Origin of the sequence: Okeania sp. SIO2C9 (assembly GCF_010672455.1) — a bacterium.
Classification (GTDB): domain Bacteria; phylum Cyanobacteriota; class Cyanobacteriia; order Cyanobacteriales; family Microcoleaceae; genus Okeania.
In genome coordinates this window covers 61,647-77,177 of sequence record NZ_JAAHGO010000044.1, presented here as the reverse complement: position 1 = coordinate 77,177, position 15,531 = coordinate 61,647, and the positions used below count along the sequence as shown (strand labels likewise).

The following is a 15,531-nucleotide window of genomic DNA, read 5'->3' as shown; positions in this document are numbered from 1 at the left end:
TAAGGATGTACCCATGACAAGGGGCGTTTAGGAGAGGAGCCGATTTGGAGGTGAAAGTCTCACGTCCGGTTCTGAAGACGAGCAGACCCTATAAAGGGCAACCGGAAATGGGTTTGCTTAGTTTAACGTTATTTAATCATGAGATAGATCTAGATCTTGACTTACTTAACAAATAGTTTTAAAGTTAGCGAATATTTTCTATTTTGTAGAGAAAAAATTTAGATGAAAAACAAGAGTGCAGTTGCTTATATTGGAACAGGTTATATGGGACGACCCATGATTCTTAGACTTCTAGAATTAGGGTATCGTGTGCAAGTTTATGATAAATATCCAAAAGCAGCTAAAACAGTAATTGAAGCTGGAGCAGTTTGGTGTAATAGTCCAAAAGAAGTTGCTCAAGATGCTGATATTGTGATCACCAATCTACCTTTACCCCATCATGTTACAGAGAATATGTTAGGGGAAAATGGGGCTTTGACTGGAATGAAAAGTGGCTCAACGTGGATTGATTTTTCAACCACAGATTATCATAATACCCAGTATATTGCTAAGGAAGCCAAGAAAAAAGGTATTTATAGTCTAGAAGCTCCCGTGAGTAATTTATCTCACATGGGGGTAGATTTTGGTAACATCAGTTTTTATGTTAGTGGAGATCGAGAGGGGTTTGACATTAGTCAGGAAGTTTTGAATGGCATAGGCAAAATATCCTTCTTCGTTATGAATAAAATTGGCGAAGCACAAGCTGTTAAGCTCTTGACTAACTTACTTTGTTATACTGGTATAGTTATCTTGGGAGAAGTGTTGGTGATTGCTAAAAAGCATGATATCCCCTTAGATTGGATGTGGGAATTTATCAAAGCATCCCAAGGTAATAGTTTTGCAGCAGAACAAATTTCTCCATTTATCTTTGATGGCAGTTACGACCATTCCTGTAGTTTAGAAATTGCAGTTAAGGATACTGATTTAACCCTAAAATTAGCTGAGGAATTAAATGTTTCTCTACCTTTAGGGAAAATCATTGAAGCGAGATATCGGCAAGTTGGGGAGAAATATAAATCTTCAGATAATTACATCATTGTGGCTAAATTAGTTGAAGATGAGAATAACTTAGATTTGAGAATACCTGGATTTACAGCACCTTCCCCCTACGGTTTAGATCGAAACTATGTTTATTCAGGTGAATTTGTTAAGGATGCTTTGGGTCGGGTCAAACCTCACCCCTATCAATTCAACTATGACAGACCTAAGCAGAAATTACAAGATAACCTAGAAAAAATTTCTCAAACTCTGACAGAGTTTATGGCATATATCAATTACCTCATTTTACAGGAGTCTTATCAATTAGGTCAGAATATGGGATTAACCCAAGACTTATTAGTTGACGTTATTCGCTGGGGTTGTGGAAGTAGTTGGGTGTCTGACAATGAAAATTCCTATCAACCTAATGATAGAATAGTCACAAAATTTAAAGACTATAACTTCGATCAAAAAGTAAAGATTCCCACAATCAATAAGATAATTGCTCTGTTAGAAAAATGATATAAGCAAAGGGATTTCATAAATAACAAAATTGAGAGATTCAGCTCTGTTCATACTGATGAACCACATCGTCATAATCACGCGCGCTGTAGGGATGTTCCATCGAACGTCTCTAATGTGGTCTACTGAAATAAAAACCGCTGTAAACTAAAGTAAACTAAGCAGGATGTTAAAAAATGAAAAAAATATTAGCTTTGTGGGCAGTACCACGCTCAACTTCCACTGCATTTGAGCGTATGATGCGGGAAAGAGGAGATTTTTTCGTAGATGACGAACCTTTTGGAAAATCTTTTTACTACTCTGAAGAACGTTGTAATACTACTCGTTATCCAGATATAGAACCAGACCCCCAATACAATTTTAGTTGTATTTTGGAAAGATTAAAGCAAGAAAATGAAAAGCAGCCAGTTTTTATTAAAGATATGAGTTACCAGGTTGCACCTGTAGCTAATCAAGAGTTTTTGTCTAATTTTAATAATAGTTTTCTGATTAGACATCCAGAAAAAATGTTGCCATCTCTTTTTAACAATTGGTCTGATTTTACCTTAGAAGAAACTGGATATGCTCAACTATATAAGCTGTTTGAAATGGCTCAAGAAATTAGTGGAAAACTTCCAGTAGTAATTGATTCGGATGATTTAGTAAAAAAGCCCAAAGCAACTGTTGAAGCCTATTGTTATGTTATAGGCATACCATTTATTGAAAAAGCTCTAGAATGGAAAGCTGAACCTCAACCTAAAATTAATCAATGGGAAGGTGGATGGCATAATTATGTATTATCTAGTCAAGGATTTAAAGAAAGAGAAAAAAAAGATTATGTGAGGATTGAAGATAATGAACACCTAAAGAAAGCCTATGAATTTTGTTTGCCTTACTACCAAAAACTTTACGAATATCGACTGCGGATTGAATAACAATTTTTCCCTCTAAATACTAACTAATTGATTTTATCTCTATATTATTACAGCAGTTTTCGAGTTAATGAGGCACAAAATTTTAGGATTTTAAGGAATAGGTCATTTCAGTTATCAGTTATCAGTGAACCTCCGACTGAAGTCGGAGGCTTGAAATACTGAACTAAATATTTTTTTCATCCCCTTAAAAGGGGAGGCACATACCCTCATTTTTTGGTAATAGAAGATTAGGGCGTTGCTGAGTATAATTATTTTATCGGGAGTCAGCAGTTAGAAAGGAGCTTTTTCCACGCTTTAAAGAGGACTAATCTTTAATATCAAATCTGGAGGAATTGGACATAAAAAAAATCTTCAATCGTCATAACTACTACATCTTTATTAGCTGAAGGGATGATCGGACGACTTGTTAAAATTGAAGGTCGAACTGCTGCTGAATACTTAGAGGAAATCAAGTATAGCTATCCTCAGAAGAGAATTATACAACCACAAGAAGTTGGCGAACTAGCAGCTTTCCTTTGTCGTGATGAGGCATTGGGTATTACAATGGAGGATATAACAATATCAGCAGGTTCCCTGTGGTGAAAAAAATTGGATTGATAGCAATGTTGAAGTATTTGTCAGTTGGAAAACAGGTGATAGAAATGAGTTTTTCCCTTGTGATGATCGCTCTAATTGCTACATGAATAATGGTAAGTTTCTCACGATCAGGACTTACGCAGAGACTCTACTTATGGTGAGGGGGAATGGTATTTGCCCCTACAGATGGCGAATACCATTCCCCCCTACAGATGGTGGTTTAACAGTCAATTTGCGTAAGTCCTGACGATATCAAATCTAGAACACTGCGAGCTACTTCCACTGCATTTGAATTTATGATGTAGGAATGAAGAATTCTATTATTTTTTAGGTGGTGGTACATTTTCATTGGTCGTGTATTGTCATTATTTTTTACCGAATAATTAAGGTAAAAAGCCTCTCCTTTTAAGGAGAAAAAAGCGGTCGAGGGATGGCGAGGTCTCCTCGCCATATCCAATCGACTCCTGTGAAGAAAAATTTTTCCTTTTAGTCAATCCTCTTCTTTTCAAGGAGAGGTAATTATTAATTATTAATAATTATATTGTTGAACAGAGGCCGCAGTGGGAGCATCTTGCTCCTGTGCCAGATATTCCTTTTTCCTGTATACAATTACGCGACCAGGACTACCATTTTTTCAAATAGATAAAGATTGTCTTAATCTTTGATACACTTTCTGATAAATTACTCAAGTTTATTTTTTTTAAAGTCTGTGAAATACTTCTTCTTATCAGAGGGGTGGGCCGTAGGTAGAGTTTGGAGTGTCGGTGGTCTCTGGAGTGAAACAGCTTGGAGACGAGCACCAGATATTGAAAAAATGAATCTTTGTATTTTGGATCAAAATGAAACAATGTGGCTGCATCGAGTCGAAGATGCAGTATTGATGGTAGAGATTTATCCCACTGCTGAAGCCCAAAAGTCTGCTTCTAATCAGAATATTGGCAATGTAGTGTTGACTCGCTTGATTAATTCTGAAAAAGTCTTGGAATATCTTTGTACTACCTCAGCCATCTGTCAAATTAGCTAAAGTCATTAGGCTTGAACTTCAAGTCAAAAGTCGATCTAACTAACATATTAATCTTAATCATCAACTTTTTCCTTTTGTAATGTTTGCTTGCTATTAACTTAAAAAGTTAATCATAAATGTTGAAACAAAGAGTTCGAGCCGTTATAATCGCACTTATTTAACGGTGAGATGAATTTCAACCAGAAAAATCATTGAGCAATACGCGCAGACATTTTTGGCGTTATAATCTGATCGATAGCCGTGGGGCACACGGTTGAATAAAAGCGCACCGCCTGCGCTGAGGTCCCCTCAGCGTAAAGACGGAGCAAGAAAAGCTTGTTGAGATGGTAGTAGCGGGGGTGCAACTCAGTTTATTTGATTTGTTATCTAGCCCGAGAATCTGTGTTAGCGTAGCTTTGCGCCAGCAAAACAAGAATCTCCCGTTATAATCTTTAGTTTAACGGTGAGAGTTTCAAACAATTCTTGAAATAGTTTTAATTTTTATGCTCCTATCTGATAAGATTGGCCATGTTGTCCATAACTATCTTGACAATTGGACTAAAACTAGGACAATTTTAGGCAAGGGCATAACAAACAAAAGAAAAAAAGCTTTCAGAATAGACATAACTTAATTTAGGAGGGAGTGTAGTCAATGGGACTACCTTGGTATCGAGTACACACAGTTGTTCTGAATGATCCAGGACGACTAATTTCCGTGCATCTAATGCACACTGCTCTAGTAGCAGGTTGGGCTGGCTCAATGGCCCTTTATGAACTAGCAATCTTTGATCCTAGCGATCCAGTCCTGAACCCAATGTGGCGTCAAGGAATGTTTGTCATGCCATTTATGGCACGTCTAGGTGTTACCCAATCTTGGGGTGGCTGGAGTGTTACTGGAGAAGCAGCTACTAACCCTGGCTTCTGGTCTTTTGAAGGTGTAGCAGCAGCTCATATTGTTCTTTCTGGTCTGCTGTTCCTAGCTGCTGTATGGCACTGGGTTTTTTGGGACTTAGAGCTATTCTTTGACCAACGTACCGGAGAACCTGCTCTAGACCTACCAAAAATGTTTGGTATTCACTTATTCTTATCTGGTTTACTCTGTTTTGGCTTTGGAGCCTTCCATTTAACAGGAGTATTTGGTCCAGGAATGTGGGTGTCAGACCCCTATGGATTAACGGGTTCTATTCAACCAGTGGCCCCAGCTTGGGGGCCGGAAGGATTTAACCCATTTAATGCTGGTGGCATTGTCGCCCACCACATTGCTGCTGGAATTGTGGGAATTATTGCTGGTTTGTTCCACCTATCTGTAAGACCACCAGAACGTCTCTACAGAGCCTTGCGGATGGGTAACATTGAAACAGTCCTCTCTAGCAGTATTGCAGCAGTTTTCTTTGCAGCCTTTGTTGTCGCTGGCACAATGTGGTACGGCAGTGCGGCTACCCCGATAGAATTATTTGGCCCTACTCGTTATCAATGGGATAACGGTTACTTCCAGGAAGAAATTGATCGTCGCGTTCAATCTGAAATAACAGCAGGTAAAACTGCTTCAGAAGCTTGGTCAACTATTCCTGAAAAATTGGCTTTCTACGACTATGTCGGCAATAGTCCTGCCAAAGGTGGTCTTTTCCGTGTTGGCCCAATGAATGATGGTGATGGTCTTGCTCAAGGTTGGCTTGGTCATCCAGTATTTAAGGATAAGGATGGCGAGGAATTATTTGTGCGTCGTCTACCAAACTTCTTTGAAACTTTCCCAGTTATCTTGACCAATGCTGATGGTGTAGTCAAGGCTGATATTCCTTTCCGTCGTTCAGAATCAAAATATAGTTTTGAGGAGAAGGGCGTAACAGTTAGCTTCTTAGGCGGTGAACTTAATGGTCAAACGTTTACTAAAGCGACAGATGTTAAGAAGTATGCTCGTAAAGCTCAGATAGGTGAACCTTTTGAGTTTGACCAAGAAACTTTAGGCTCTGACGGTGTGTTCCGGACTAGCACTCGTGGATGGTTTACTTATGGCCATGCTTGTTTTGCTTTGCTATTCTTCTTCGGTCATATTTGGCACGGATGTCGGACATTGTTCCGCGACGTATTCGCAGGTATTGACCCAGACCTAGAGGAACAAGTAGAGTTTGGTCTATTCCAGAAATTGGGTGACCTAAGTACTCGTAGGAAGGAAACCTAAAGCGACTGTGGTTTAACAAATAATAAAGGTAAACCACTAAGACAACTAGGTATCTCTCATCTTCAAATTTTTGATAAAAGTCCAACGACTACTTTGATAAAAGTTACAAAGTATTTTCGTTGGACTTTTATTTACGTTCAGCTGGTAAACTAATATAGAACTGGATCTTCAGGAAATTCCCTTATGGAAAGTGCAGCTTATATATTAGTATTGGCTTTGGCCTTGGGTGTGATATTTTTTGCGATCGCCTTCCGCGATCCTCCCAGAATTGGAAAGTAATTAGTTTTGATCGGTTGATTATCAAATAAATTGCTTTTTTTATGAAAAATGAGTGCTGAGTTCTTAACCCAGTACTCATTTATTCTAATCTTTAAATAAGTTATTATTGGCCTAATTTAGGCTAAAATATTCATGTCTGAAACTTATGTCTGAGAAATTTAAAGTATGCGATGTCCAGTGTGCCAACATACAAATAGTCGTGTTCTAGAGTCGCGTTCAGCTGAATCTGGTAAGAGTATCCGACGCCGACGGGAATGTTTGGACTGTCAGCATCGTTTCACGACTTATGAAAGAATAGAGTTTGTTACAGTAACAGTGATTAAAAAGGACGGTAAGAAAGAGTCTTTTGACAAGTTGAAGTTACTCCGAGGTATTGTCCGCTCCTGTGAAAAAACTGGTATTGAACCTGCTGAACTTGAAGCTCTCGTAGATGAAATTGAAGTTGAACTACAGGGTAGATCCCAGAGAGAAGTTACCAGCGCTGAAATTGGTGAAATTGTTCTGAGTAAATTAGTTCACATTAGTGAAGTTGCTTATATCCGTTTTGCCTCTGTTTATCGTAAATTTCAAGGTATTAGAGATTTTGTAGATACCTTAAATCATCTCCAAAATCAAAAAAATAATTTAGATTTTAATTCTACTCCCCTAGAAAGTTCTGAAATTTCTCCGAAACCAGATGGTATTGATTGTGAAACCCCTGCTTCTTTTGCCACTTCATCTTAAATTTAATGATGATAACTATAACAGTAAGTAAGTTCAAGATATTTTGATATTTTGAAGCTGAATTAGTTAAAAGAATAGTGGCTCTATAAGTTAATGTGGCCTGAAGCTTACCTGGAATCACCAGAAGGCCAGCGCTATAATTTTAATTTAGCGCCTGGATGAATGGTGAGTATATAATTATGATTCGATGTCATAATTATATACAAATATTAATAGTTTATCTAGTAAACATTTTGGGTAAATTTAGTTATAATAGTATAATTTAGTCAAAGAATTAAAAACAGTTTTGCTAGTAATTGAGGCCAAATTAAAAGGCAGTCAAAATCAGTACAAAGTTTTAGATGAAATGATTCTCACAGGTCAATTTATCAGAAACAGTTGCTTGCGTTATTGGATAGATAATAAAGATGTCAAGCGCAATGACTTACAAAAGCTTTGTTCACAACTAGCAAAAGATACCAATTTTCCTTGGGTAAAAAAGTTAAATTCTCAAGCAAGACTTGCATCAGCCGATAGAGCATGGCAGTCAATACAACGATTCTATAAAAATTGTAGATTGAATAAACCAGGCAAAAAAGCGGTGCGACCCCGCGACGACGAAAGTCGCAAGGGAACGCGCACCAAGAGAGGTTATCCAAAATTCAAAAAATTCACTCGTTCAGTAGAGTACAAAATAACAGGTTATAAACTATCTCCAGACAGAAAGAAAATTGAGTTTAAAGATGGTTTTAAAGCTGGTGTATTTGAACTATGGACTAGCCGTGATTTAGTCTGGTATTCAGAACAGCAAATAAGCCGTGTAAGACTTGTTAAACGAGCTGATGGTTATTATTGTCAATTTTTAGTAAATGCAGAAAGAAAAGAAGCTCATAACTTTGAAGCCAATGTAGTAGGAATAGACCTAGGTTTAAATGCTTTTTATACTGATAGTAATGGTGAAGCTGTAGATAATCCTAAATATTTGAGGAAGTCAGAAAGACGACTAAAGAAACTACAACGAAGAGTATCACGTCGCCATGAAAAAGGTAAGAAACCTCAGTCAAACAATTACCAGAAAGCCAGAAAGCAATTAGCGCAGGCTAATCTCAAAATCAGTAGACAGCGTAAAAACCATGCAATAAAGACTGCACGGGCGTTAATCCAATCTAACGATTTGGTAGTTTATGAAGATTTGAAGATTGCTAATTTAGTTAAAAACCATCATCTAGCAAAATCCATATCTGATGCAAGCTGGTATCAGTTCACAACTTGGCTTGAATATTATGCCAAGTTGCAGGGAATTGCTTGCATAGCAGTACCTCCACATTTCACCAGCCAAAATTGTTCAAATTGTGGTCAAACTGTGAAGAAATCTTTGTCTGTTAGGACTCACAAATGTCCACATTGTGGCTATATTGCTGATAGAGACCACAATGCAGCAAGGAACATTTTGGCTAAAGGCTTAGAAATGCTAGGAGCATTAATTAACAGTACCGAGGGGCACTCGGAATCTGGGGGAAACCCAAAAGCTACGGGAGAGTCTGACCACTGGTTTAACGATAGCAATATTGCTAATCTAAGTCATCTCTGTGAGCGTAGAATCATAGAAGTATGAGAATCCCGCATCATAGCGCAGCTTGATGTCGGGAGTATGTCAATTAGAGAAAAGAATTAGTTCAAGAATTGAGAATTGAGAATTACCTCTCCTTGAAAACGGATAGGATTGGGTTAAAAGGAATTTGTTTCTTCTCTTGGTCGATTGGATATGGCGAGGAGGCCTCGCCATCCCACCCAACGGGGAAGCTGCGAAGATCGACCGCTTTTTTCTCCATGAATGGAGAGGCTTTATACCTTAATTTTTCGGTAATTTAAGCAAACCAAATTATTAGAGACTGGGTTAAATAATCTGCAAGATATTTGTCCTAAATACATACAAAACTATGGGTCAGGAGTTTGGGTAACAATTGGTTAATGAAAAACCAAAATCAAAGTTTATGGTAAAATAAGTTGTTTTGAGTAATAATAGTAGATTAGGGTTAGCTTTTACTGGGTAAAATTTATATTCTATGTGATATTTTTAACCAGGCCAGAGGGCTTTAATATTTTAGATTATGTTTAACTCTGAATGAGACTGACCTAAATTTAATGAAGTGAAAGCCCATAACCAGGCAAGAAGTATTAGCCAAAATACTCTAAAAGTCCCACTAAAAGCTGATGTCCTGGAAGTATAAGAGCTTTGTAGTTAATACTAGGTACAAGAATGCCTAAATTTATATACGCTCTAATGAAATTAGGGTTTTAGCTCTATAGATAATCTAGAAATAAGGCTCCCGCTATAATTTTTTTTAATTTAGCGGTGAGATAAATTTCAACTAGCTAATTAATTGATCGGTAGCGCGCATCAATCCCGTATCAGAAGTAGAGGGTTAATAGCAGTGGGGCACATCGCCCAAGAAAAGCGCACCGCCTGGACTGAGGAAACCTCAGTGTAAAGACAGAGCAAAAAAGCTTGTGGAGATGATCGTCGCGGGGGTACAACTTGACTTGTTTGATTTGTTACCTAGGCCAAGAATCTGTATTGCCGTAGCGTTGCGCCAGCCTTCGCAAGAATCTCCCCTGATAATCAAGGGATTTAACGATGAGAGTCTCAACAAGGCAAGTAAAAAACATTAAGGAGAGAAATCCCAAGAAACTATAACGCATGACAAATTTGAAAACACCCGCCAAAGAAGTTGGCTTTACTCACGAAGATTTTGCAGCTTTATTAGATAAATATGACTATCACTTTAGTCCTGGAGATATTGTAGCAGGAACAGTGTTTAGCATAGAACCAAGAGGAGCATTGATTGATATTGGGGCAAAAACTGCTGCTTATATACCTATCCAAGAAATGTCAATCAATAGGGTCGAAAACCCTGGAGAAGTTATACAGTCAAATGAAACAAGAGAATTTTTTATCTTAACAGATGAAAATGAAGATGGACAGTTGACTTTATCCATCCGACGAATAGAATATATGCGGGCTTGGGAAAGGGTCCGACAACTACAAGCTGAAGATGCAACAGTACGCTCACAAGTATTTGCAACAAACCGTGGTGGTGCTTTAGTTAGGATAGAAGGACTGCGTGGATTTATTCCTGGTTCGCACATTAGTACGCGTAAACCAAAAGAAGATTTACTTAACGAAGAATTGCCTCTGAAATTCTTAGAAGTAGACGAAGAACGTAATCGCCTGGTTCTAAGCCATCGTCGAGCTTTGGTTGAGCGGAAGATGAATCGTTTAGAAGTAGGTGAGGTAGTTATAGGAGCAGTTCGTGGTATTAAGCCCTATGGTGCCTTTATTGATATTGGTGGTGTTAGTGGCCTATTGCACATATCAGAAATTTCTCACGACCATATTGAAACTCCTAGTAGCGTACTAAAAGTCAATGATGAACTAAAAGTTATGATCATTGACCTTGATTCTGACAGAGGACGGATATCTCTGTCAACTAAGCAACTAGAACCAGAACCAGGGGCCATGGTCAAAAATCCACAACTGGTATATGACCAAGCAGAAGAAATGGCGGCTAAGTTTAGAGAAAAAATGCTGGCTGCACAACGGGGAGAGACAATTGAAGAAACGGTTGAAGCAACAGTAGAAACAGCAGAAGCGCCAGAAGTGGAAGGGACAGTAGAAACAGCAGAAGCACCTGAAGTGGAAGGGACAGTAGAAACAACAGAAGCACCTGAAGTTGAAGGGACAGTAGAAACAACAGAAGCACCTGAAGTTGAAGAAGCACCTGAAGTTGAAGCGACGGTAGAAACAACAGAAGCACCTGAAGTTGAAGAAGCACCTGAAGTGGAAGCGACGGTAGAAACAGCAGAAGCGCCTGAAGTTGAAGAAGTTGAAGCAACAACAGAAACAACAGAAGATGAAGAAAAATCAGCAGCAGCTGTAGAATAAGTAAATTGAGGTTAGTAGGTTAATAGGGAGTAAGTAAAATAATTAGTTAGAAAATAACTAAATCAATAACTTATAGCTACTCCCTATATCCTGCTGACTTAATATTCTCAATCAGAATAAACTCTAATAATAATCAAAAATACATTCTTCCCTATTTTAAATAATGGTAGATATTAGCTGCCGAAGTGTAACATTCCAAGACATTCAAGCAATAATTTTTGATAAAGATGGCACTTTGGAAAACTCCCAAGAGTTTCTCAGAAATTTAGGACAAAAACTAGCTCGCCTGATCGACTCTAAAATTCCTGGAATTGGAGAACCATTACTAATGTCTTTTGGGATTGATGGACAAAGTATTAACCCCACAGGATTAATGGCAGTTGGAAGTAGGCGAGAAAATGAAATTGCAGCAGCAGCTTATATTGCTGAAACAGGTCGAGGATGGTTAGAGTCACTAGCTATTGCCAAAGAGACTTTTGAAGAAGCTGAAAAAATCTTGCCACAGTCTGAACCTTCTCCTATATTTACAGGAAGTCTGGAAGTGTTGAAGTATCTCTGGGAAAAGGGTATAAAGCTGGGTATATTATCTGCAGCTTCTACAAAATCAGTAAACAATTTTGTCCAACACTATCAACTTTACGATTATATACAACTAGAAATGGGGGTTGATGATGGTCCTAGTAAACCAGATCCAGAACTATTTTTACAAGCCTGCCAAAAATTGGGAGTTACACCAGATAAAGTATTAATGGTGGGAGATTCTCCCATGGATATAGAAATGGCTAAAAAAGCAGGAGCAGCAGGTTGTATCGGAATTTGTTGGGGCAAGTCAGAAGTTAAATATTTACAGGCAGCAGATGTAGCGATCGCCCACTTAGAAGAAATCAAAGTATTTTCAACAATTAATAATTAATAATTAATAAGTAATAAGTAATAAGTAATAAGTAATAAGTAATAAGTAACTTCCTGTGTAGTTAGCATTGGCTACAAGATTAATATAGTTGTCGCTAAATAGATGAAAAAAATCGCTCAGATTAAGACACAGCAGTAATTCCAGACTTTTTGATATAGGAAGTAGTGAAATCCTTACTTGACTTGGGTTTACCAGTTTTTTTTAGTCATAAAGCGACGAGTTTAATTATTTGTGTATTTGCATACCAATTTTGCTATAGTATAAAACAACTGTTGGCTTAGAGACTGTAAAAAGTAATTTAGAATTTTCTGCTTCTGGTCGAAAATGTATTGACAAGTAAAAATAATCTCAGGTGAGGCCGTTTAAAATTATCTGACTTCACAGATAGTAGAAAGTAGTTATTTTTTACAACCTAACCCCCTAAGCTGAAGTTGATTGAACGGCTAATGCCTGGAAAAATATAGGAGGAACTACTATTGTCTAGTCGTTACTTATTCACTTCTGAGTCTGTTACTGAAGGACATCCAGATAAAATTTGCGACCAAATTTCTGACACAATTATAGATGCTCTACTGACCCAAGACCCTCAGAGTCGTGTAGCTGCTGAAGTAGTAGTTAACACTGGGTTAGTCCTAATTACTGGTGAAATTACCACTAAGGCCCAAGTAAATTACATAGAACTAGCTAGAAAAAAAATTGCTGATATTGGCTATGTTCACGCAGAAAATGGTTTTTCTGCAGATAGTTGCTCAGTATTAGTGGCTTTAGATGAACAATCTGCAGACATTGCTCAAGGTGTAGATAAGGCCCAAGAAACTCGCGAACAGTTAAGTGACGAAGAACTTGATGCAGTGGGTGCAGGAGACCAAGGGTTGATGTTTGGTTTCGCCTGTAATGAAACTCCTGAATTAATGCCTTTACCTATCAGTTTGGCGCACCGCGTTTGTCGTCAACTAGCGGCAGTTAGAAAAACTGGTCAACTTTCTTATTTACGGCCAGATGGCAAAAGTCAGGTAACTATTGCTTATGAAGATGGTCGTCCTGTTGGTATTGATACAATTTTGATTTCTACCCAACACACCGCTACAATTGGGGAAATTACAGAGTTATCAGAAATTCAAGCAAAGATTAAAGAAGACCTCTGGAAATATGTTGTGGAGCCTATATTTGCAGATATAGATATTAAACCAGATGCACAAACTCGTTTCCTTGTCAACCCTACTGGTAAATTTGTAATTGGCGGTCCACAGGGAGATTGTGGTCTTACAGGGCGTAAAATTATAATTGATACTTATGGTGGCTATTCCCGTCATGGCGGAGGAGCTTTCTCTGGTAAAGATCCTACGAAGGTAGATCGTTCCGCAGCTTATGCTTGTCGCTACATAGCAAAAAATATTGTGGCAGCAGGTTTAGCAGAAAAATGTGAAGTTCAAATTAGTTATGCGATCGGAGTAGCAAGACCTGTGAGCATGATGATTGAAACTTTTGGTACTTCTAAAGTAGATGAAGATAAGTTGCTAGAAGTAGTTAAACAAAACTTTGAACTTCGTCCAGCAGGAATTATTCAAACTTTTAACCTCCGAAACTTACCTGCGGAAAGAGGTGGCCGTTGTTACCAGGATGTTGCTGCTTATGGTCACTTAGGGCGTAACGACTTAGATTTACCTTGGGAGCAAACAGATAAAGTAGAGTTACTGAAGGAAGCATTTAGTCCACAGTTAGCGACTAGAGTGTAATAAGTGTCCATAGAATTTGAATTATCTCAACTAAGTCTGCACGGCACAGGGCAAGCAGTGTCTAGGGGAGCCGTCGGATTGGCAACGTACTGTGGAGCGCGCCTTTAGACCAGAAAGAGGTAAAAACCTTCGAGGCAGGTGTGTTAGAAGCAGAAAGCACTAATCAGCGATGGTTAAGAATCCTGCGTTTTTGCCTAAGCGCAACGTCGGGAAGATGTCAAAAATAATATCTGATTTTGAGCAACCAAGAGAACTTCCTTTTGGTTGCTATTTTATAGTAATTAAATCATATCCGCTTGAATACTTACAGCGGTTTTCATTTGGGTAGACCACAGTAGGGACGTTCCATGGAACGTCCCTACAAAGTTTTGCTTGTGAAGATGTGGTTCATCAATTTGAAAAGCACTGTATAAGTAACGACGGAGTCCTTATAAGTCAGTAGTCATAATTCAAGAGTCAGGAGTTAGGGGTTAGGATTTAGCAGGGAAGAGAAGGCCAGAGGAGGTTATATCAAATCCGGTAGCATCGGTGTAATTAGATGGTGAGATGGGGAGATGGGGAGATGGGGAGATGGTGAGATGGGGAGATGGGGAGATGGGGAGATGGGGAGATGGGGAGTATGGGAGGTGGGGAGTGAGAGAAATATTTGGTAATGGTTGAAGATGGAATATTTTTTTATACCGAATTAAACGGATTTGATATTAGAGGAGAAGAAAGTTTTTTATTACTAATTAAACGGACATCATATTAGTATTCAGCTATTAGCTGTCTGCTTTTGAATTTTTATTGATTTTGCCTTGCTTTCAAGTCTAACTACTTTACCCCATCGAATCAAAAAGATTATATCATTTTCACCTATCCTTGACACTTTTTGTATGTGCAATGTAATATAAAAGTAGTATAAAATCTGAATTTTACTTTTGTATTTGATTTGCTAGACAATATAAACTATCTTAATTTGCTCAGTTGAACAAGTAAAAATAAATACATTAATTTTGAAAAAATAACGAATTATAAGCATAATAATATGAATGATTATCGTATAGAAAAAATCAGCAAATATCTAAGTTGGGTTTTGAGACATCGCCCGGATAAAATAGGTATAAAACTTGATGCCAATGGTTGGGTTGCCATTGAAGAACTGTTGAAAGCATCTCAGAATCATAACTTTCCTATAACTCAGATAGAATTAAATGAGGTTGTAGAAAAAAATGATAAAAAACGCTTTTCTTTAGACTCTACTAAGACTTTAATTCGTGCTAATCAAGGACACAGTTTAACAGTTGATTTGCAACTAGAAGCAAGAAAACCTCCAAATATACTTTATCATGGCACAGGAAATCATTTAGTTGACTTGATTAAACAGACTGGTCTGCAAAAAATGTCGAGACATCATGTTCATTTATCAAAAGATATTAATACTGCTATAAATGTCGGGAAAAGAAAAGGAAAACCAGCAGTATTTACTGTAGATGCGAGTGCTATGTACAAAGATGATTATAGATTTTACTTTTCTGCAAATCATGTCTGGTTAGTTGATGAAGTTCCCTCACAGTATTTACAAATAATGAGAAAATAATCAAAGTAATTAGGGTTTGCTGAAAAAGTCTTATGGGTGAGGGTAGGAGACAAGATACAGGAGACAGGAGACAGGAGTTAGGGGTACTTAGAGGAGGTAGGAGTAAGAATTGCAAGAATAATTTTTCTGCCCAACTATGCGCCTAAAATACTAACTTTTTGAGGG

12 protein-coding genes are annotated in these 15,531 nt (G+C 37.9%); all 12 read left to right on the top strand.

All coding sequences use genetic code 11. The annotated features are described in order from the left end of the window. Window positions 1-222 precede the first annotated feature (222 nt). The 12 genes from F6K23_RS26775 to F6K23_RS26720 all read left to right on the top strand — a co-directional run bounded on the left by F6K23_RS26775 (window position 223) and on the right by F6K23_RS26720 (window position 15,366). Window positions 223-1,539: an NAD(P)-dependent oxidoreductase gene (locus tag F6K23_RS26775; protein WP_293161439.1), complete on the top strand. Its 1,317-nt coding sequence runs from the start codon at window positions 223-225 to the stop codon at window positions 1,537-1,539. 176 nt (window positions 1,540-1,715) lie between these two features. Next, window positions 1,716-2,453, top strand: coding sequence for a sulfotransferase family protein (locus tag F6K23_RS26770; protein ID WP_293161438.1), 738 nt, complete (start codon window positions 1,716-1,718; stop codon window positions 2,451-2,453). A gap of 390 nt (window positions 2,454-2,843) precedes the next feature. After that, window positions 2,844-3,035 (top strand): SDR family oxidoreductase, encoded by a 192-nt coding sequence (locus tag F6K23_RS26765; protein WP_293161436.1) that lies wholly within the window; start codon window positions 2,844-2,846, stop codon window positions 3,033-3,035. 703 nt (window positions 3,036-3,738) lie between these two features. Further along, the gene (locus F6K23_RS26760) at window positions 3,739-4,053 is read left to right on the top strand and encodes a hypothetical protein (protein ID WP_293161434.1); all 315 of its coding nucleotides are present in this window, start codon (window positions 3,739-3,741) and stop codon (window positions 4,051-4,053) included. A gap of 631 nt (window positions 4,054-4,684) precedes the next feature. Continuing rightward, window positions 4,685-6,211, top strand: coding sequence for a photosystem II chlorophyll-binding protein CP47 (gene psbB, locus F6K23_RS26755; RefSeq protein ID WP_293161432.1), 1,527 nt, complete (start codon window positions 4,685-4,687; stop codon window positions 6,209-6,211). A gap of 183 nt (window positions 6,212-6,394) precedes the next feature. Beyond that, the gene (locus tag F6K23_RS26750) at window positions 6,395-6,490 is read left to right on the top strand and encodes a photosystem II reaction center protein T (RefSeq protein ID WP_011613950.1); all 96 of its coding nucleotides are present in this window, start codon (window positions 6,395-6,397) and stop codon (window positions 6,488-6,490) included. Window positions 6,491-6,655: 165 nt separating this feature from the next. Then, entirely contained in the window at window positions 6,656-7,213 is a 558-nt protein-coding gene (gene nrdR, locus F6K23_RS26745) for a transcriptional regulator NrdR (RefSeq protein WP_293161430.1), read from the top strand. Window positions 7,214-7,499: 286 nt separating this feature from the next. Then, window positions 7,500-8,807, top strand: coding sequence for a transposase (locus F6K23_RS26740; protein ID WP_293161428.1), 1,308 nt, complete (start codon window positions 7,500-7,502; stop codon window positions 8,805-8,807). Window positions 8,808-9,893: 1,086 nt separating this feature from the next. Further along, complete coding sequence (locus F6K23_RS26735) at window positions 9,894-11,138, top strand: 30S ribosomal protein S1 (RefSeq protein ID WP_293161426.1); 1,245 nt, start codon at window positions 9,894-9,896, stop codon at window positions 11,136-11,138. A 163-nt stretch (window positions 11,139-11,301) separates the two neighbouring features. Further along, entirely contained in the window at window positions 11,302-12,051 is a 750-nt protein-coding gene (locus tag F6K23_RS26730; protein WP_293161424.1) for an HAD family hydrolase, read from the top strand. A 476-nt stretch (window positions 12,052-12,527) separates the two neighbouring features. Continuing rightward, window positions 12,528-13,787: a methionine adenosyltransferase gene (metK, locus tag F6K23_RS26725; RefSeq protein WP_293161422.1), complete on the top strand. Its 1,260-nt coding sequence runs from the start codon at window positions 12,528-12,530 to the stop codon at window positions 13,785-13,787. Between the two features lie 1,027 nt (window positions 13,788-14,814). Further along, window positions 14,815-15,366, top strand: a complete 552-nt coding sequence (locus F6K23_RS26720) for an RNA 2'-phosphotransferase (RefSeq protein WP_293161420.1) — start codon at window positions 14,815-14,817, stop codon at window positions 15,364-15,366. Window positions 15,367-15,531: the final 165 nt, after the last annotated feature.